The following is a 16,432-nucleotide window of genomic DNA, read 5'->3' as shown; positions in this document are numbered from 1 at the left end:
AGCGGGAAGCCCTCCCCAAGATGAGTTCTCCCTGGACCCTCGAGGTCCCTAAAGGTCCGTCGAAGACTACGACGTTGATAGGCTGGATGTGGAAGTGCAGTAATGTACGCAGCTAACCAGTACTAATCGACCGTGAGGCTTGACCATATAACACCCAAGCATTTTGGGTTGATAACGACATACTTCGCCTAATGTTTTCCAGTTTTGGTACTCCATCTGAATGGAGTCCATCCAGGTTGTCTGGCGGCCATAGCGAACAAGAACCACCCGATTCCATCCCGAACTCGGAAGTGAAAGTGTTCAGCGCCGATGATAGTGTGGGGCTTCCCCATGTGAGAGTAGGTCACCGCCAGGCATTTAATGCAAAGCCCCGATGGTTCAATCATCGGGGCTTTTTTTGTCATACTTAATTGATCGCAACCATGACACAAGCCAAACTGGACCGAATCAAGTCCCTGATACGCGACATTCCTGACTTTCCGCGCCCGGGTGTGCTGTTTCGCGACATCACACCGCTACTGGGCGATACCGAAGGTTTTGCGGACAGCATACATCTGCTCGCCGAGCGTATCGCGCCATACCGCCCGCACGCCATTGTCGCGGTCGAGTCGCGCGGCTTTATCTTCGGCTCCGCGCTCGCCTTACAGACCGGCTTGCCATTGCAGCTGATACGCAAGCAGGGCAAGCTTCCCGGTAAATCGGTTGGCATAACGTATCAGCTGGAATATGGCACCGATCGCGTCGAGGTGCACGCCGATGCAATCACACCGGGTCGGACGTATGCGTTGATCGACGACCTTATTGCGACCGGTGGCACCGCGGCTGCGGCCGCCGATCTTATCCAACTGCAAGGTGGAAAAATCGCGTGCTGCGCGTTCGTGATCGAGCTTGGTTTTCTCCATGGCCGCGAGCGACTGGATGCGCAGCCGGTTGAGTCGCTGATCCGCTATTGACTGGCGACCTGCGTTGCTAAATAGCTGTTCACTGGCCCGATTCCGCATAACGGTCGTAATACTCAAGCACTCGCTTTACGTATTTCTGCGTCTCCTCGTAGGGCGGTATGCCGTGATATTTCTCGACCGCGCCGGGACCCGCATTGTAGGCGGCGAGCGCGAACTCAGTGTTTTTGTCAAAGCGCGATAACATATCGCTGAAGTAACGAATGCCGCCACGCATATTGTCATTAGCGTCGAACACATCGTATACCCCGAGCGACTGCGCCGTTGCTGGCATGAGCTGCATCAGACCCTTGGCCCCTACGCGCGACACGGCATGTCGATCAAAGCACGATTCAACGCTGATGATGGCCTTGATCATGCGCGCATCGACGTCATAGATTTGTGCATATTGCTCGATTACGGAAGCATGCAAGGAGGCGCGCTGCTGCATGATGGTGTGCGTGACGCCCGAGCAGGACGTCGCCGCCGTGGGCCGGCCTACCGTGGCGATCAGAGTATAGGAGTCATTGGGCATGCGGAGATTCGTGTACCAGCGCGTGCCGTCGTTTTCCTTGTAAATGTAATAGTCGGCGCTGACGACTTGCCCTATCAACAGCCATGCGACGCCTAACGCGGGCGCCAGCATCGCGCGCAGCAGGTTTATCAGTGACTTCATGGGCTTGCTCGTTGTCGTACGATCGGGTCTACATTCTAGATGGCGGTGCCGCGTCATTGAGTCCGCCCTCGCCGCCTGTCTTCGACCGTTTATCGAATAATGATTGACGCGCACTCCCTTGTCCGCGCGCTGAACGACGGGAAGCCTCACGCGCCCGACGGTCTCGCCACGCGCTTAGGCGTGCCACGCAGCAGCATAATCCACGGCATTGAGCGCCTGCGGTCGATGGATATCGAGATAATAGATACGCGCGGAGAAGGTTGTTATCGTCTGACGCGCCGGCTCGATCTCCTAGACGCAAAAGCGATCTTTCAAGCCATCCACGAACGTACGCGCGCTGTGATCAATGCAATCGAAATACTGCCTGAAGTGGATTCAACCAGCGCATACCTGATGCGAGCGGGCGCCGCCGGCGCGGCCGCGGGCCAAGTGTGTCTGGCAGAGCGGCAGACCGAAGGTCGCGGCCGTCGCGGGCGAACTTGGGTGTCGCCATTCGCGGCTAATATATACATGTCATTGTTATCGCGGTTCGAACGATCGATTATCAAGCCGGGCCGCCTGACGACAGGCATCGGCGTTGCGTTGGCCGAAGCGTTAACCTCGTTGGGCGCCACAGAAATCGCGCTCAAATGGCCGAACGACGTGCTCTGGCGGCAAAAAAAACTCGGTGGCGTTCTGGTGGAACGGGCGGGCGATGCGGGCGGTGAGCCCTATTTCGTTATCGGCATTGGTCTCAACATTCGAATGCCGGATCGTCACGCGCCGAAGATCGATCAGCCGTGGACGGATCTCTCTATCGTCATGAACGGCGCCGCGCCTTCTCGAAACACCGTCGCCGCACGACTGCTGGAGGCGGCGATCGCTGAATTGGGACTACTTGAGGAAGATCGCGCGGAAGATCTTGAGCGGAAATGGCGCATTTATGACTGCAACCTCGGTCAACCGGTGGAGTTGCATACACCACAGGGCTGCGAGCGAGGTGTGGCGATGGGCATCGATGCGGCCGGCCGGTTGCTGATGAGTTGCGGCGATACCGTTCGCGCCTTCACCTGCGGCGAAGTCAGTTTGAGGTCTGGCGCATGACTGTGCTTGTCGACGCCGGCAACAGCCGCTTCAAATGGTGCGAACTTTGTGGCGGAGAACTCGGCGAAGTTTACGCGAGCGCATATGCATCGCCAGACCGGGCGCAAGCCGTGCAGACAGCATTGAATACCGCGCACGCGCCGCGCCGGACCGTAATCGCCAGCGTGCTGGGCGATTCTTTCCGGTACGAATTTACGCGGCTCGTGGCTGCGCGCTACCGCCATCAACCCGAGTTCGTCATTTCAGAGCGTTCTAGCTATGGCATCAGGCTCGCGTACGACAACCCGAAAACCTTCGGTGCGGACCGCTTCTGCGCGCTGGTCGCGGTGCGTCGACGCTATCACGAGCCGTGCATTGTGGTCGATTGCGGGACCGCGGTGACCATCGACGCACTGGATGCGCAAGGCCAGCATCTCGGCGGGCTGATCCTGCCCGGCGTGGAGCTGATGCGCCGTAGCCTGATCGAACACACCGCGCGTATTTCCTTCGATTCCAATGGCGACAGCGATGACCAGGCGCTGTTCGGCCGATCAACCGCGCAGGGCGTAAAAGCGGGCGCGCGACTAGCGCTCACCGCAAGCATCGATCGCATCGTGGCGGATATGGGCGCGCATATCATCAGGTTGCACGGAAACGTCCCCGTTCACACCATCATGACCGGTGGTGCCGGGATGCATATGTTGGGTTACCTGGCCGCCCGCTACGAGTTCGAACCGAAACTCGTGCTCCAGGGGCTTGCGATCATCGCCGACGACTCGGCCATGCAAGCGTCGTCGCGCGAGCGAGAATCTTGAACGCCGCCATGCCCACCTGCACAATACCGACGCGGACCTGGCCCGTTAATGAGCCGCGCGAGAGAATCGATCCAGTGAATCGATTTCCCGGCGAACGCCAAGGCACGGAAGCCTTGGCCGGTATTAAGTACCATGGCGCGTCGCGCCAGGGATGGCTTGTACGATATGCAAGCAAAGCTGGCGTAGCTCAGTTGGTAGAGCAGCTGATTTGTAATCAGCAGGTCGCGGGTTCGACTCCTGTCGCCAGCTCCATCTACGCTTTATCGAAGCACCCTTTTCCATCAGCGCGTTGCGATTACGTGTCCGCTATCACCGGTTCGAGATAGTCATCCACCCCGACGCTCGAGCACCTCCTGCGCAATGTTGCAAGTCCGAAGGCCAACGATGACGGATAAAACTCCGCTCCGGGCAAGCAGGTGTCGAGAATCGGAACCGGGTACCAACAATGTATTCCAGATAGGCTGCCGAGCTTTTTTGATTGCAGTTTCAGTCAAGCCACAAGATGGATGTCAAAGATTTGCGGGAAGGTCAAGCATTTAAGCTCAACCAGTGCCGCGTGGCGGCGCCTGAAATACGGGAGATCAATGCGCCCGCACGATCAAGTCGAACTCGCTGGCGACCGGGCGGTTCCAATAGCGGTTCATGATTGCGAGAATAGCGCCAGGCAGAATCACACAGTACGACAGGAGGCAGTTTATGAATGGATTTAACGCGCCCATGCTATCGCGTGGGCGCCTCGTCGGACGTCCGCGATTTCCCATTGTCGTCTCACTACTGACCGGGCTATTGATTTCGGCGCTCGCCACCGGCGCGGTTGCGCAAACCGCGGTGCCGGGGGCCGTTGCCGCCGCGCAGTCCACACCGCAAGACAAACGATCAGCGCCGGACGCGACGGACAAGAGCCCGCACGATCGACAAGCCGACCTGCGCGCGCTGGATCGCGTGCTGACCTTGCTGAAAGATAAACGGGCGCGCACGGAACTGGTCAACGACATCGAACGATTGCGCAGCGGCGCGGCCACGACGGACGATGCCGGCAAGGGCAACGCGGCGTCCGACAATGGCAAGAAGACGTCCGGCAAAGGCAAGGCGGAAGACGGGCTGCTCGGCGCCGTGACGCATGCGGTCAAGACCGCCGGTGAGAAAGCGCCCGAGGCGCTGGCCGCACCGCTGGATCGAAAGGTGGATGAAGCCGCCAGCGAGATGCAGGATCAGCTGGAGGCCGCCCTGCGCCAGGGGGTAATTCAGAGTTTTACCCTCCAGTCGGCGCCGGGCTGGTTACTGGCGCTGGTGCTCGCGTTCGGCCTCAACGCGAGCCCCATCGTGCGTCGCGGCAAGTCGAAACTGGCGGAAGCCGTGCGTGCCAAAGCTGAAAACGGCGAAATCATACGCGCGGTGCTGTCGCGCGCAATGTGGGGATGTTTGCCGCTCGCGTGCGGCGCGGCGATCATCGGTGGTTGGCCGTTCGTGCTGGGCATGGACGACGAATGGGCGCGTCTCTTCTACTCGTTCGCGATTCCCGTGCTGGTGGCGGGCGCCGTCTGGCAGCTCACCCGCGGGCTGTTGGCGCTGCTCGGGCCCAGCAGAGGCTGGCGGCGGTCCGTCTATGCGCAGCGACGCATCGTGCCGTGGCTTGCCGGGCTCGCCGCCGCCGCTGCCGCCAGCGCGATCCTGCGCAGCTCGTATATCTGGGATGTGCTAAGCGCCAGTGTCGCCGACCTCGCCGCGATCGTGCTGGACCTCGGCATCGGCTGCGCGACCCTGGTATTCATCTTCAGATACCGCCTGCTGGTGCGCTCGCTGATGATCAGAAGGCACAAGCCGTCCACCGCGCCCAAGCAGGTCAGCCCCCTGTGGCGCGGGTACAGCATCCTGGCGAAGCACTGGCACATCGTGGGCATAGTGTTCGTGCTGGCGCACATGCTGGCACGGCTGTTGGGCGGTGACGTCGATTTCGTGCTGTCTTCGATTCTTTCGCTGGTCGCGATTGTTGTCGGGCTGATGGTCGCGCTGTCGATAGACGCGTCGCTCGCGTATCGCGTGAAGAAACAGAAGCGCTTTGCTGATAACGTCATTCGCCGCGTCAGGGCGCGGTATCTGCAGATCGTTCGCGTGTTCGCGCAGGTCTTCATCGTCGTACTTATCGGTCTGATCGGCTTCAAAATCTGGGGCCTGGATGTCGAGGCGTCGCTGGATTCGAGAACCGGCTGGTCGATCCTGCGGCCGGTACTGTCGATTCTTGCGGCCCTTACGTTCGGCTGGATGTTGTGGATCGCGCTGGACAGCTTCATTGAAAACGCCTTGTCAACCGTCGACCGCCACGGGCGCGAGCGCGCGCAGAGCAGCCGCACCAAGACCTTGTTACCGTTGATACGCAACCTCGTGTTCGTCGTCCTGTGCGCGGTGATTGTGGTTGCGGTGCTCGCCAACCTCGGCATCAACGTCGCCCCGTTGCTCGCCGGCGCCGGTATCGTCGGTCTCGCCATCGGTTTCGGCTCGCAGCAACTGGTGCAGGACCTGATCACCGGTCTGTTCATATTATTCGAGGGCAGCATCGCGGTGGGCGACACGATCGACACTGGCGGGCGCGCGGGTGTGGTCGAGGCAATGACTTTGCGCACGGTCAAGGTCCGGGACGCCGACGGCGCGCTGCATTCAGTGCCGTTCAGCCAGATCACGGCACTCAAGAACCGCTCGCGCGACTATGGCGTTTACACCGTAAAAGTGACCGTGGGTTATGGCACGGATCTCGATCACGTCATGGACATCATGCGCGAGGTCGGGCAGGAGCTGCAGGCCGACGCTACCTATGCGTGGGATATTCTCACGCCGCTCGATATCTGGGGCGTGGATCAGTTTGCGCCCGAAGGCGTGGTCGTCATCGGCGTCATCAAAACGCGCCCGTTGCGGCAGTGGAGCGTGGGTCGCGCGTTCAATCTGCGTCTCAAAAAACGGTTCGACGCGGAAGGCATTCCCATGGCCACGCCGACCATGTCGCTGATTAACCCGCCGGCCCCGGCGAGCGACACCGCCAAGGCAGCGCCGGTCATAGAAGCGGCGTCGTCAATCTGAAGGCCGATGCTGAGAATGCGACACGTGACCGCATTTGCGGGTGCGACGCGCAGACAGGTTGCATGCCGGTCGCCGTCGATCAGCATTCTCTTGCGGGCTCAACCAGCGAATCAGCGGGGAACAGACTTGAACCGGGGGAATAGATTATGGAGCCGATAGCGAAGCCACTGGGTCAGATAATAAGTGTTGTCTCCGACACGCACGGTCTCATGCGTCCGGAAGCGATCGCGGCCTTGCGCGAGACGAACTTGATTATTCACGCGGGCGATATCGGCTCGCCGGACGTACTGGAACGACTTCGCGAGCTCGCACCCGTGGTCGCCATCCGCGGCAATATCGACAGAGCCCTGTGGGCAATGGACCTCGCCGAGACCGAAGTCGTGCAGGTCAACGACGCGCTGGTTTACGTCCTGCACGACGTCCAGGAACTCGATCTCGACCCGGAGGCGGCCGGCTTTTGCGCCGTGATCTCTGGCCATACGCACAACGCTTCGATCAAATATCGCGGGGACATTCTGTATCTCAACCCCGGCAGCATCGGCCCGCGGCGCTTCTCCTTGCCGATCACCTTCGCGCGCCTGCACGTGGAAGGGCACACCTGCAGCGCGGAAATCGTAGAATTGAGCGCGTAACCGCCATCCATCGCCAGGGGTCACGGCCGCGAGGCTTCGCGCCGGCCCGTGAGCACGATCAGATTGCCCGCCAGCACGGCGATGAGACCGAGCAGCGCCGCGAGCGTCCATTCGTAACCTTCCACGACCGTCGATATAGCAAGTGCTATGACTGGAAACATCACCGTCGCATAGCCGGCGCGCGCGGCGCCGATGCGTCCCAGCAGAGTGATATAAGACGCGAACGCGATCACCGACGCGATGATCGCGAGCCACAACAGCGACAGCACGTAAGCGGGCGCCCAGTCGATGTGGAAGTCGCGCTCGCCCAGCAGCGCAATCGCGCCCATGAACACCGCGCCGTAAATCATGCCCCACAGGTTGGCGGAAACCACGCTCAAGCCCCGGCGCTGATTCGAGCCGGAGAGCATGTTGCCGGCGCAAAAGCACAGTGTGCCGGCTACGCCGAAGGCCAGTCCGATGAGCGCGTGACGATCGAACTCCGTTTTTACGATCTCCGGCCAGAACATGAGCGCGATACCCGCGCAGCCCATCAGCGCCGCCAGCGCGAGCCTCCCGTCAATCCGCTCCCGGATGAGTGCGGCGCCCATCAATAGATTGAATACCGACGCGAGCGAGAAGATAACGGCCAGTAGTCCGGAGGCGAGGTGTTTCCCTCCGTGATAAAAACAATAGTAATTGACCGAGAACAGGCACGCGCCGAGCAGCGCAAAGCGCAGGTGGTCGCGCCAGCCAAAGCGCGTCGCGCGTCCCGTTGCGAGCGCCCAGCCCAGCATGCAAACTGCCGCGATCACGAAGCGCCAGAACACCGACACTTCCACCGGTACCGGGCCGACCTGCAATTTGAGCGCGATCCAGCTCGTGGTCCACGCGAACACGGTAACGGCGTATAGACCGAGGTCGCCGCGCGTGAGAATCAGTTGCGTGCTACGCGCACGAGGAATGGTTTGAATTTGAGTGTTCATGAGCGCGGATCGGTGGTTCGCACGGCAGAACGACAGTGGTCGCCGGTGAAATGTTTCATCCTCGAGGCCGCGCACGCCGGCTAAAAATGCGGCGAGGGCGGGGCGCGGGGCACGCGGCGCTCGAATTCGCCCGCAGTGTGTCCATGGGGAATTTCTGCATGAGTGATGCGGCGACATGTTCCGGCGTTGCATCGCACGCGAGACTCGAGCGGAAACGATGGTTTACTGGACGCCGGTTGATGGTGATACGTACGCTCCGGTAGACAACATGGTGTCATCTCGAGCGGAGCGAGAGATCTTTCCCGCAAAGTGTGCAAACGCTACACTAAAAGCGTGGAAACGAGGCGCACGCGCGGGGTTTTGCGGCGTGCGCGATGTCGCGGGGATGTACGTCCGCGAGGGTCATGATCGCGGGCATGCCGCATGTTTAATCGTAAAATCGACGCGCGCAGACACGCCTGATCTGTAATGCGGCGGTGATGCTCTCCACGCCGGGCAGATAATCCAGAAGGCACTGGTTGTACGCGTGGTCCTCATCGGACATCAGGCTCGAGTCTTCGTAGTTTTCATAGCATGCGTTCGTTATCAGCTGGCTGGCGAGGTCCAGTTTCGCGCCTCGCAAGTGTTCCAGGATGCAGGTGTCGTAGGCCGGATTCGTATCAAAATCACTCCACTGGGCCTCTGCGCTGGTTCCCACAACGAGCAGTATCGTCACGACCGGTAAGTGTAATATCTTCACGATAACCTCAATTCGGCGCCGGCTAGTCATCCCGGTGGACCGTGTCCGGTGAAAACGCAGGCAGACACACTGCCAGGTATTCGGCGCCGTCGGCCGCCGGCGTACTGTATCTCACCCATTCTCCGGCCTGCGTAATGACCGCTTCGCCGGTGCCCACTTCGATGATTTCATCCTTGGTTTCCACACGCAACATGCCGCCGAGCACGATAGTGTACTCATCGAAATCGGGCGTCTGGCCCGGCTCTGCCCAGCCGCGCGGACTCTTCATGCGCGCGATGCTGACGCCAGCCGTCTGCGTGTTGAGCCGGCCAATGTATTCTTCGATGATCTTGGGCTTATTGCCCGCGGCTTTCACGATCGACGGCACTTTCACGTGCGTTGGCATTATGGATAACTCCCGATACTATGGACCCGCGTTTCGATTCGGCCGCCTGCCTAACCGTTAAGTTGCTGCTTCATGAAGGCGTCGAAACGCTGCTGCAACGCCTCGGCCGACAAGTCTTCCGTGTGCGTGGCGAGGTGCCACTGGTGACCGTACGGATCCTCCAGGGTGCCGGCCCGGTCTCCGTAGAACTTATCCTCCATCGGCCGGAGCGGCTTGGCGCCCGCTTTAACGGCCCGGTTGAACGTCGTGTCCGCGTCCTCCACGTAAAGCATGATGCTGACCGGTGTGCCGCCGAGAGACTGTGGGCTGCGGCAGCCCCAGTCCGGCGCCTCGTCCGCCAGCATGATGACCGAATTGCCGATTTTGATCTCGGCGTGCCCGATTTTTCCGCTATGGTCCGGCAGCCGCATCAATTCGGCGGCGTCGGAAGCTTGGGTATAAAACTCGGCCGCCGCGTCGTTCAGGATCAAATACGGCGTGGCCGTGTGATAACCATCGGGGACGAATTTAACTGCTGCCATGTTGGTTCCTCCTGTGGAAAATGTGGCTCTCCGGATATTACAGGCTTAACCGGCGCGTTCGACAGATCGGTTTCGCCTGCGGGCTCGAGCTCTAATGCGCGCCGCCGTCGAGCTGTTGTTTGGCGCCATCATTCGTCGCGGTCTGCGCGCGAAGCAGCAGTTCAAAATGCCAGGATTCGAGAACATACGGCGCCGGAAGCCGTGCCGCAAGCCTTCGCGCGGCTTCGCGAGAAATGGGAGTATGGGCACGTGGCGGCGTTCGCGGCCTGGCTTGTCGGATTCAGCCTGCTCGTACTCTCCGTTGTGGTGGAGACGCCGCGCGGAACGCGTGCATGACGATCTCGTTCCGTCGCCGAATGCTACGTGGTCCGAATATGCCCCCGCGACCCGGGGGACGATGCCGCGCGCCCGCGCGAGGTATGTCAGCCTGGCTTGAGCAACCTCGGTCCGGGGCCTTGTTCCGAAAGCTCATCGCGGGGATTACGTAACGGGCAGTCTTTCAGTGACAGGCAGCCGCAGCCGATGCAGCGGTTGAGCTGGTCGCGCAGTTGAGTCAAACGGCTGATGCGATCGTTGAGCTCCGCTTTCCACGTGGCCGACAGCCTGCGTCAGTCCGCGGCCGTGGGCGTGCGCTCCTCCGGCAAGGTACTCAGAGCGTCGCGAATCGACGCAAGCGGAATGCCCACTCTCTGCGCCACCTTGATGACGGCCACGCGGCGCAGCACTTCACGCGGATAGCGGCGCTGATTGCCCTGGTTGCGCCGGCTCTGGATGAGTCCTTTGGATTCGTAAAAGTGGATCGCGGAAACGGCTACGCCGCTGCGTGCCGCGAGTTCGCCCACGGTGAGTTCTATTCTGAACTGTTTCGGACCGGGTTTGCTCATGCTAAATTTCGCTTGACCTAAACTAAAGTTGAGGTCTTAACATACGCGGCATCGATTCACAATTCTTATCGGAGCGCAGTTATGTACGGCAAAATCAATGTTGCATTAATCTACGGCAGCACTCGCGAGGGACGCTTCTGTGATACGGTCGCGGGGGCAGGCGGCGAGATCGCGAGCAAGAGCGCATTCTCGCTGGAGGTGATCGATCCTGCGGCGCTGGCGCTGGCGGTGCCGACTCGCCACGAGTCCAGAGGAAGCGCCGCGTTGAGCGCGCTGACGCGGCGCCTGGAACAGGCCGACGCTTTCGTGATCGTCACTCCGGAGTACAACCACGGCTATCCCGCGGCGCTCAAGTTCCTGATCGATTCGATCTACGACCCGTGGCAAGCCAAGCCGGTCGCCTTCGTATCTTACGGCGGGATCTCCGGCGGGTTGCGGGCCGTCGAGCAATTGCGCCTGGTGTTTGCGGAGTTACACGCCGTCGCGATCAGGGATTCGGTCAGCTTCGCCAATGTGTGGGAGCGGTTCGATACCGATGGCCGTTTGCTGGAGCCTGCTCGCGCAAACAAATCCATGGCGACCGTGCTGGCGCAGTTGCACTGGTGGGCGACGGCCCTGCGTAACGCACGCAACGCCGACCGTACGGGCGGAAGGCCGCATGAAGCCGCTTGAAAAACGCGCCAAGAACGCATGGCGATACCAGCCATCGCCACACATTTTCAACGTGACAGACAGCAATGCCAGCCATCGAGGAGTGTTCGAGAACCTATGAATCAGCGTGCCGATAGTGAAGGGCAGCGCAGGAGGACGAGTTCCCCCGATGGCCGCGACAATGCCGTGCGGCCGACGCGGGTCTCGTCAGGCGAATACGCTAGAATCGCGCCCATGCAGCCAATCATTTCCATCGCCGGACTCTCCAAGACCTATGCGTCCGGCTTTAATGCCCTTAAAGAGGTCAGTCTCGACATTCGCAAAGGCGAGATCTTCGCGCTGCTGGGGCCAAACGGTGCGGGCAAGACCACTTTGATCAGCATCGTCTGCGGGATCGTGACGCCATCTGAAGGGACAGTCACGGCGGATGGTCACGACATCGTGCGCGATTACCGTGCCGCTCGGACCAAAATCGGGCTGGTGCCGCAGGAGCTGACCACCGACGCCTTCGAGACTGTATGGGCGACCGTCACCTTCAGCCGTGGCCTGTTCGGGCGCGCGCCGAACCCGGCGTTCATCGAGAAGCTGCTCCGCGATCTGTCTCTGTGGGACAAGCGCAAAGCGGAGATCATGACCTTGTCCGGCGGCATGAAGCGGCGGGTGATGATCGCCAAGGCGCTAAGCCACGAGCCGCAAATTCTGTTCCTGGACGAACCGACCGCGGGTGTGGACGTGGAACTGCGGCGTGACATGTGGGCGCTGGTGCGCGCCTTACGCGAAACGGGCGTGACCATTATCCTCACCACCCACTACATCGCGGAAGCAGAAGAAATGGCCGACCGGATAGGCGTGATCAGCAAGGGGACACTGATCCTGGTCGAGGAGAAGATCGAGCTGATGAAGAAGCTAGGCAAGCGGCACCTCACTCTGCAACTGCAGGAGCCGATGACGGTCATTCCGGCCGCGCTTGCCGATTTGAGGCTGGTTTTGAAGTCCGATGGGTACGAACTGGAATATACCTTCGACGCCAACGAAGAGCACACGGGCGTTCCCACGCTGCTCGGACGGATGAGCGATCTCGGCATCGTATTCAGGGATCTCAACACGCGCCAGAGTTCGCTGGAGGATATCTTTGTCAGCCTGGTGACCGAACGACTCGGAGGCCAGCAATGAATACGACCGCGACAAATCCCGGCTTCAACCGGCATGGCGTGTGGGCGATCTACAAATTCGAAATCGCGCGCTTCCTGCGCACCTTGTGGCAGGGTCTGGTGGCGCCGGTGATCACCACTTCACTTTATTTCGTGGTGTTCGGCGCCGCGATCGGTTCGCGCATGACCGAAGTCGACGGCGTGACCTACGGTGCGTTTATCGTGCCGGGACTGATTATGCTCAGCCTGTTCACCGAGGGCATCGCCAACGCCTCGTTCGGCATTTACTTTCCCAAATTCACCGGCACGATCTACGAGATCCTGTCCGCGCCGGTATCCGCGCTCGAGATCGTGCTCGCCTACGTCGGCGCGGCGGCCACCAAATCGGTGGTGCTGGGGCTGATTATTCTGGCCACCGCGAGCCTGTTCGTGCCTCTCCAGATTCTGCATCCGGTGTGGATGATCTCGTTTCTGGTGCTCACCGCCACGACGTTCAGCCTATTCGGTTTCATCATCGGCATCTGGGCTAAAGGCTTCGAACAATTACAGTTTGTCCCCATGCTGGTCGTCACCCCGCTGACGTTCCTGGGCGGCGCCTTCTATTCGATAGACATGCTGCCCGACACGTGGCGAACGATTACCTTGTTCAACCCGGTGGTGTATCTGATAAGCGGCTTCCGCTGGAGCTTTTATGGAACGTCCGACGTGGGCGTCGGGGTGAGCCTATTCGCGACCCTGGGGTTTCTCGCGCTATGTCTCTTGATCGTGGGGTTTATCTTCCGCACGGGGTATCGACTGAAAAGCTGACAGCAGCTTAAGCGCGTTTGACCGACACCATGTCAATCAGTAAACCTTATTCACTGGCCTGCCACCAGAATCGCGATCCGATACTTACGGTGTTGCGCGATTACTTCGCGGACCGTAAATCCGTGCTGGAGATCGGCAGCGGCACGGGTCAGCACGCGGTTTATTTTTCGAACGCGCTGCCCCACCTGATCTGGCAGACATCCGACCACGCGGAGAACCTGCCGGGTATTCGATTGTGGCTAGCCGACGCGGGCTCGCCGAACACACCGGCGCCACTCGTGCTGGACGTGAACGGCGCGTGGCCCACGCAGCGTTTCGATGCCGTGTTTACCGCCAACACCTTGCACATCATGAGCTGGCCGGAAGTGGAAGCCCTGTTCGCAAGTCTGCCGGACGTACTGTCCGCGGACGCAAAACTCGCGATTTACGGACCATTCAACTACGGCGGCCGATATACCAGCGACAGCAACGCCACATTCGACCAGTCGCTCAAGGCGCAGGCGCCGCACATGGGCGTCCGGGATTTCGAGGCGGTGGCCGAACTCGCGCGGACGATTGGGCTGCGTTTGCTGGAGGATCGAGCGATGCCGGCGAATAATCGGTGCCTCGTGTGCCAGCGCTCCGCGTAATCCATCGCAGCCGGCGGATACGCCCGCAAAACTTGCATGTGCGAGACACTGTCAACACGTGCTGATACCGTACGTTGAGCCTGTAGAAAAACCCCAATTGGCGTAAAATTGATATGGCCGCAGCTTGCCGGCCGAGCTCGTTGAGGAGCGGCGGATGCCACGCTACAAGGTCTACGATTACAACCAGACCGAATTGATTCCGGTGGCTTATCGCAAGCAGCTTTTGCCAAGCAGTTTTTGAGCACACCCTCAGCCATATTGTCGATCATCATATCGAGGTGAGCGTCTTGCGCGCCGACTACCGCAATGACGGCGCCGGTGTGCTTACGATCCGGCGATCCTGCTCAAGATCGTGCTCTACGCCTATGCCCGCGGCATCATCAGCCGCCGCCAGCTCGCCCGGGCCCGTGATGAGAACATCATCTTCATGGCGCTGTCGGCCGACACCCGGCCGCACTTCACCACCATCGCGGCGTTCCTCTCGGGCCGGCACGAGCAGGGAGTGTCGGTCTTTCGTGAGGTGCTGTTGTTGTGCGATGAGCGGGATCTAATCGGCCGGGAGATGTTCGCCATCGACGGCTGCAAGCGACCGGCCAATGCGTCCAAACAGTGGCGCGGCACGCAGGCCGAGTTACAGACAAAACATGCCAAGATGCAGCCGGCCGTGCAGCGCATGCTCAATGCGCATCAAACACGCGATGCCACCGAAGATCGGCCCAAGCAGGACGGCCCCTCTGATCCGGCTGCAGGCCCCGCCACGAGCTTCTCTCCGCGCGACGCCCAATACATTGCCACGCTGGAAAAGCGAAGCGCCAAGCTTAACGGCTGGCTGGATAACAACGAGGAGCGCCTGGGCGCCTGTGGCAAGCCGGTCAAGAGCAATGTCACGGATAATGACAGCGCCAAGATGAAGACCCGTCACGGCGTGATGCAGGGCTACCATGGCGTCGCCGCGGTGGACGCAAAATACCAGCTCATCGTGCACGCCCAAGCCTATGGCCAGGGGCCCGAAAATAATCTGCTCATGGCCATGCTCGAGGGCGCACGAGCGCAGTTCAATAGCTTGGGACAGGCCCCGCCGTTAGGCCCGGACCTCGGTCAGATCGCGTTTACCGCTGACAGCGGCTTTCACAGCCAGGCCACCCTGCAACACCTGCACGACCAAGCCATCAATGCTTTTGTTGCCGAGCGCGACCGCCGCAGTCGCGAGCCGCGCTGTGCCGAGCGCGACCATCATAAGAACCGGCACCGTAGAGCGCGTGAGCGTGTTGAGGGCCGCAGCGACCAATCCACCCGTAAAGACTTCAGCTACGATCCCGATCCAAAGACTTGTCATTGTCCCGCCGGGCACAAGCTCCACAGCAATGGCCGCAACACCCAGATCAAAGGCTACAACGTGCATCGCTTCCGGGGCAGCCAAGCCATCTGTCAGCCCTGCGACCAGCGCGCTCGCTGCTTCAAAAACCCCGCCAAAACAGGCCCGTCAAGTCGCCATCTTCCTCGCCAAGGCCGATAAAAGCGCCAGCCTTATTGAGAAGATGAAGCGCAAGCGCGATAGTCTCGCCGGCCGGCGCCTATACGACTGGCGAATGGCCACCGTCGAGCCTGTCTTCGGCAACCACCGAAACCACCGACGCGATCACTTCACCCTGCGCGGCAACACCAAGGTCAACGCCCAGTGGATGCGGTACTCGCTGGCGCATAACCTTGGCAAAGTGCACACCAGCGGGGCGATGGCGATATGAACGGGAAGGCGCGGCCACCTAACGCTCGCAGGCCGATCCTCCAGGCACCTGCCGGTGGCATTTGCAAATGACTCGCACACTGACACAAATCCATCGAGTCGCTCTCAAACAATCCCGAGCGCTCCCCATGGCGGCATCCGAACGTATTTTTCTACAGGCTCGTTGGGTGTCATAGGACAGTGCTGCCGATATAATCAATTACGTTTGCACAGTTGGAGGCTGATGTTATGGAATTCACGGCGGTGTTTGAGAAGGTTCCAGAGGGCTACATTGCCTTCGTCGAAGAGGTTCCTGGGGCGAATACACAGGGAGCTACATTAGAGGAGGCACGCGAGAATCTCCAAGAGGCCATCGCACTGGTTCTGGAAGCGAATCGCGCTCTTGCAGAGGAATCCATTCAGGGTCGTCAGGTACTTAAAGAGCGGCTCATCGCAGCCGCCGAATGAAGCGTCGTGACCTGGTGAGGCATTTGGAGCGTCACGGGTGTGAGTTCTTCCGGGAGGGCCGTCGGCACTCTGTTTTCGTGAACCGCACAGCTGGCAAGTCAACTACGGTGCCTCGTCACCGCAACATCAATGAGCATCTTGCCCGGCGCATCTGCAAAGACCTGGAGGTTCCAGCACCGTAATGACACCCAACATACGCCCTGAGGTTGACTGTCAAGTTCTTTTCATCGTTGTGTTGTTGTGGCGATATATTGCAGCAGCGGTGAGCCACGTGGCTTCAGGGCATTGAGGTAAGTCGACTCGTTATACGGTGT

General features: G+C 60.3%; 18 protein-coding genes, 1 tRNA gene, 2 rRNA genes and 1 pseudogene. 16 read left to right on the top strand and 6 right to left on the bottom strand.

What is annotated here, in order from left to right:
• From H0V34_06815 to H0V34_06805, 3 genes are all read left to right on the top strand, one after another.
• Window positions 1-167, top strand: a 23S ribosomal RNA gene (locus tag H0V34_06815); the annotation flags it as partial.
• Between the two features lie 72 nt (window positions 168-239).
• A 5S ribosomal RNA gene (rrf, locus tag H0V34_06810) occupies window positions 240-355 on the top strand.
• Between the two features lie 67 nt (window positions 356-422).
• Window positions 423-953 carry an adenine phosphoribosyltransferase gene (locus H0V34_06805; protein ID MBA2491417.1) on the top strand — a complete coding sequence of 177 codons (531 nt, stop codon included), beginning with the start codon at window positions 423-425 and terminating at the stop codon, window positions 951-953.
• 28 nt (window positions 954-981) lie between these two features.
• Here H0V34_06805 and H0V34_06800 read toward each other — a convergent pair whose 3' ends face one another.
• A complete protein-coding gene (locus H0V34_06800) occupies window positions 982-1,584 on the bottom strand; it encodes a lytic transglycosylase domain-containing protein (protein ID MBA2491416.1) in 603 nt (200 codons plus the stop codon).
• Window positions 1,585-1,713: 129 nt separating this feature from the next.
• On the opposite strand from H0V34_06800, the gene H0V34_06795 reads away from it, so the two are divergent.
• The 5 genes from H0V34_06795 to H0V34_06775 all read left to right on the top strand — a co-directional run bounded on the left by H0V34_06795 (window position 1,714) and on the right by H0V34_06775 (window position 7,195).
• Entirely contained in the window at window positions 1,714-2,697 is a 984-nt protein-coding gene (locus H0V34_06795) for a biotin--[acetyl-CoA-carboxylase] ligase (GenBank protein ID MBA2491415.1), read from the top strand.
• Window positions 2,694-3,491 (top strand): type III pantothenate kinase, encoded by a 798-nt coding sequence (locus H0V34_06790; GenBank protein MBA2491414.1) that lies wholly within the window; start codon window positions 2,694-2,696, stop codon window positions 3,489-3,491. The genes H0V34_06795 and H0V34_06790 overlap by 4 nt, the downstream gene beginning before the upstream one ends.
• A 176-nt stretch (window positions 3,492-3,667) precedes the next feature.
• Window positions 3,668-3,743: transfer RNA gene (locus tag H0V34_06785), tRNA-Thr, on the top strand.
• Between the two features lie 444 nt (window positions 3,744-4,187).
• Window positions 4,188-6,563, top strand: coding sequence for a mechanosensitive ion channel (locus tag H0V34_06780; protein MBA2491413.1), 2,376 nt, complete (start codon window positions 4,188-4,190; stop codon window positions 6,561-6,563).
• Window positions 6,564-6,709: 146 nt separating this feature from the next.
• Complete coding sequence (locus H0V34_06775; GenBank protein MBA2491412.1) at window positions 6,710-7,195, top strand: metallophosphoesterase family protein; 486 nt, start codon at window positions 6,710-6,712, stop codon at window positions 7,193-7,195.
• 20 nt (window positions 7,196-7,215) lie between these two features.
• On the opposite strand, the gene H0V34_06770 is transcribed toward H0V34_06775, so the two are convergent.
• The 5 genes and pseudogenes from H0V34_06770 to soxR all read right to left on the bottom strand — a co-directional run bounded on the left by H0V34_06770 (window position 7,216) and on the right by soxR (window position 10,689).
• Entirely contained in the window at window positions 7,216-8,160 is a 945-nt protein-coding gene (locus H0V34_06770; protein MBA2491411.1) for a DMT family transporter, read from the bottom strand.
• A 427-nt stretch (window positions 8,161-8,587) separates the two neighbouring features.
• Window positions 8,588-8,899, bottom strand: coding sequence for a hypothetical protein (locus H0V34_06765; GenBank protein ID MBA2491410.1), 312 nt, complete (start codon window positions 8,897-8,899; stop codon window positions 8,588-8,590).
• 22 nt (window positions 8,900-8,921) lie between these two features.
• A complete protein-coding gene (locus H0V34_06760; protein ID MBA2491409.1) occupies window positions 8,922-9,284 on the bottom strand; it encodes a cupin in 363 nt (120 codons plus the stop codon).
• A 50-nt stretch (window positions 9,285-9,334) separates the two neighbouring features.
• On the bottom strand, window positions 9,335-9,805 hold the full coding sequence (locus H0V34_06755; protein MBA2491408.1) for a VOC family protein: 471 nt from the start codon (window positions 9,803-9,805) through the stop codon (window positions 9,335-9,337).
• 422 nt (window positions 9,806-10,227) lie between these two features.
• Window positions 10,228-10,689, bottom strand: a pseudogene (soxR, locus tag H0V34_06750) (redox-sensitive transcriptional activator SoxR).
• Between the two features lie 81 nt (window positions 10,690-10,770).
• On the opposite strand from soxR, the gene H0V34_06745 reads away from it, so the two are divergent.
• From H0V34_06745 to H0V34_06710, 8 genes are all read left to right on the top strand, one after another.
• Window positions 10,771-11,361 carry an NAD(P)H-dependent oxidoreductase gene (locus tag H0V34_06745; protein MBA2491407.1) on the top strand — a complete coding sequence of 197 codons (591 nt, stop codon included), beginning with the start codon at window positions 10,771-10,773 and terminating at the stop codon, window positions 11,359-11,361.
• Window positions 11,362-11,574: 213 nt separating this feature from the next.
• Complete coding sequence (locus H0V34_06740) at window positions 11,575-12,513, top strand: ABC transporter ATP-binding protein (protein MBA2491406.1); 939 nt, start codon at window positions 11,575-11,577, stop codon at window positions 12,511-12,513.
• Window positions 12,510-13,298 carry an ABC transporter permease gene (locus H0V34_06735; GenBank protein MBA2491405.1) on the top strand — a complete coding sequence of 263 codons (789 nt, stop codon included), beginning with the start codon at window positions 12,510-12,512 and terminating at the stop codon, window positions 13,296-13,298. Before H0V34_06740 ends, H0V34_06735 begins: the two co-directional genes overlap by 4 nt.
• Before the next feature lie 35 nt (window positions 13,299-13,333).
• On the top strand, window positions 13,334-13,927 hold the full coding sequence (locus H0V34_06730) for a DUF938 domain-containing protein (protein ID MBA2491404.1): 594 nt from the start codon (window positions 13,334-13,336) through the stop codon (window positions 13,925-13,927).
• A 352-nt stretch (window positions 13,928-14,279) separates the two neighbouring features.
• The gene (locus tag H0V34_06725; GenBank protein MBA2491403.1) at window positions 14,280-15,443 is read left to right on the top strand and encodes a transposase; all 1,164 of its coding nucleotides are present in this window, start codon (window positions 14,280-14,282) and stop codon (window positions 15,441-15,443) included.
• Window positions 15,421-15,672 carry a transposase gene (locus H0V34_06720; GenBank protein ID MBA2491402.1) on the top strand — a complete coding sequence of 84 codons (252 nt, stop codon included), beginning with the start codon at window positions 15,421-15,423 and terminating at the stop codon, window positions 15,670-15,672. Before H0V34_06725 ends, H0V34_06720 begins: the two co-directional genes overlap by 23 nt.
• 227 nt (window positions 15,673-15,899) lie before the next feature.
• A complete protein-coding gene (locus H0V34_06715) occupies window positions 15,900-16,118 on the top strand; it encodes a type II toxin-antitoxin system HicB family antitoxin (GenBank protein ID MBA2491401.1) in 219 nt (72 codons plus the stop codon).
• A complete protein-coding gene (locus H0V34_06710) occupies window positions 16,115-16,300 on the top strand; it encodes a type II toxin-antitoxin system HicA family toxin (GenBank protein MBA2491400.1) in 186 nt (61 codons plus the stop codon). Before H0V34_06715 ends, H0V34_06710 begins: the two co-directional genes overlap by 4 nt.
• The last annotated feature ends 132 nt before the right edge of the window (window positions 16,301-16,432 follow it).

This window comes from Gammaproteobacteria bacterium (assembly GCA_013696315.1).
Classification (GTDB): domain Bacteria; phylum Pseudomonadota; class Gammaproteobacteria; order JACCYU01; family JACCYU01; genus JACCYU01.
This window is presented reverse-complemented; position numbering and strand designations above follow the sequence as displayed.

Excerpts from the sequence above, each read along its gene's own strand:
- H0V34_06715 (MBA2491401.1), top strand. The coding sequence starts at position 15,900 with ATGGAATTCACGGCGGTGTTTGAGAAGGTTCCAGAGGGCTACATTGCC.
- H0V34_06795 (MBA2491415.1), top strand. The coding sequence starts at position 1,714 with ATGATTGACGCGCACTCCCTTGTCCGCGCGCTGAACGACGGGAAGCCT.
- H0V34_06775 (MBA2491412.1), top strand. The coding sequence starts at position 6,710 with ATGGAGCCGATAGCGAAGCCACTGGGTCAGATAATAAGTGTTGTCTCC.
- H0V34_06755 (MBA2491408.1), bottom strand. The coding sequence starts at position 9,805 with ATGGCAGCAGTTAAATTCGTCCCCGATGGTTATCACACGGCCACGCCG.
- H0V34_06740 (MBA2491406.1), top strand. The coding sequence starts at position 11,575 with ATGCAGCCAATCATTTCCATCGCCGGACTCTCCAAGACCTATGCGTCC.
- H0V34_06710 (MBA2491400.1), top strand. The coding sequence starts at position 16,115 with ATGAAGCGTCGTGACCTGGTGAGGCATTTGGAGCGTCACGGGTGTGAG.
- H0V34_06760 (MBA2491409.1), bottom strand. The coding sequence starts at position 9,284 with ATGCCAACGCACGTGAAAGTGCCGTCGATCGTGAAAGCCGCGGGCAAT.
- H0V34_06770 (MBA2491411.1), bottom strand. The coding sequence starts at position 8,160 with ATGAACACTCAAATTCAAACCATTCCTCGTGCGCGTAGCACGCAACTG.
- H0V34_06790 (MBA2491414.1), top strand. The coding sequence starts at position 2,694 with ATGACTGTGCTTGTCGACGCCGGCAACAGCCGCTTCAAATGGTGCGAA.
- H0V34_06805 (MBA2491417.1), top strand. The coding sequence starts at position 423 with ATGACACAAGCCAAACTGGACCGAATCAAGTCCCTGATACGCGACATT.
- H0V34_06745 (MBA2491407.1), top strand. The coding sequence starts at position 10,771 with ATGTACGGCAAAATCAATGTTGCATTAATCTACGGCAGCACTCGCGAG.
- H0V34_06800 (MBA2491416.1), bottom strand. The coding sequence starts at position 1,584 with ATGCTGGCGCCCGCGTTAGGCGTCGCATGGCTGTTGATAGGGCAAGTC.
- H0V34_06735 (MBA2491405.1), top strand. The coding sequence starts at position 12,510 with ATGAATACGACCGCGACAAATCCCGGCTTCAACCGGCATGGCGTGTGG.
- H0V34_06780 (MBA2491413.1), top strand. The coding sequence starts at position 4,188 with ATGAATGGATTTAACGCGCCCATGCTATCGCGTGGGCGCCTCGTCGGA.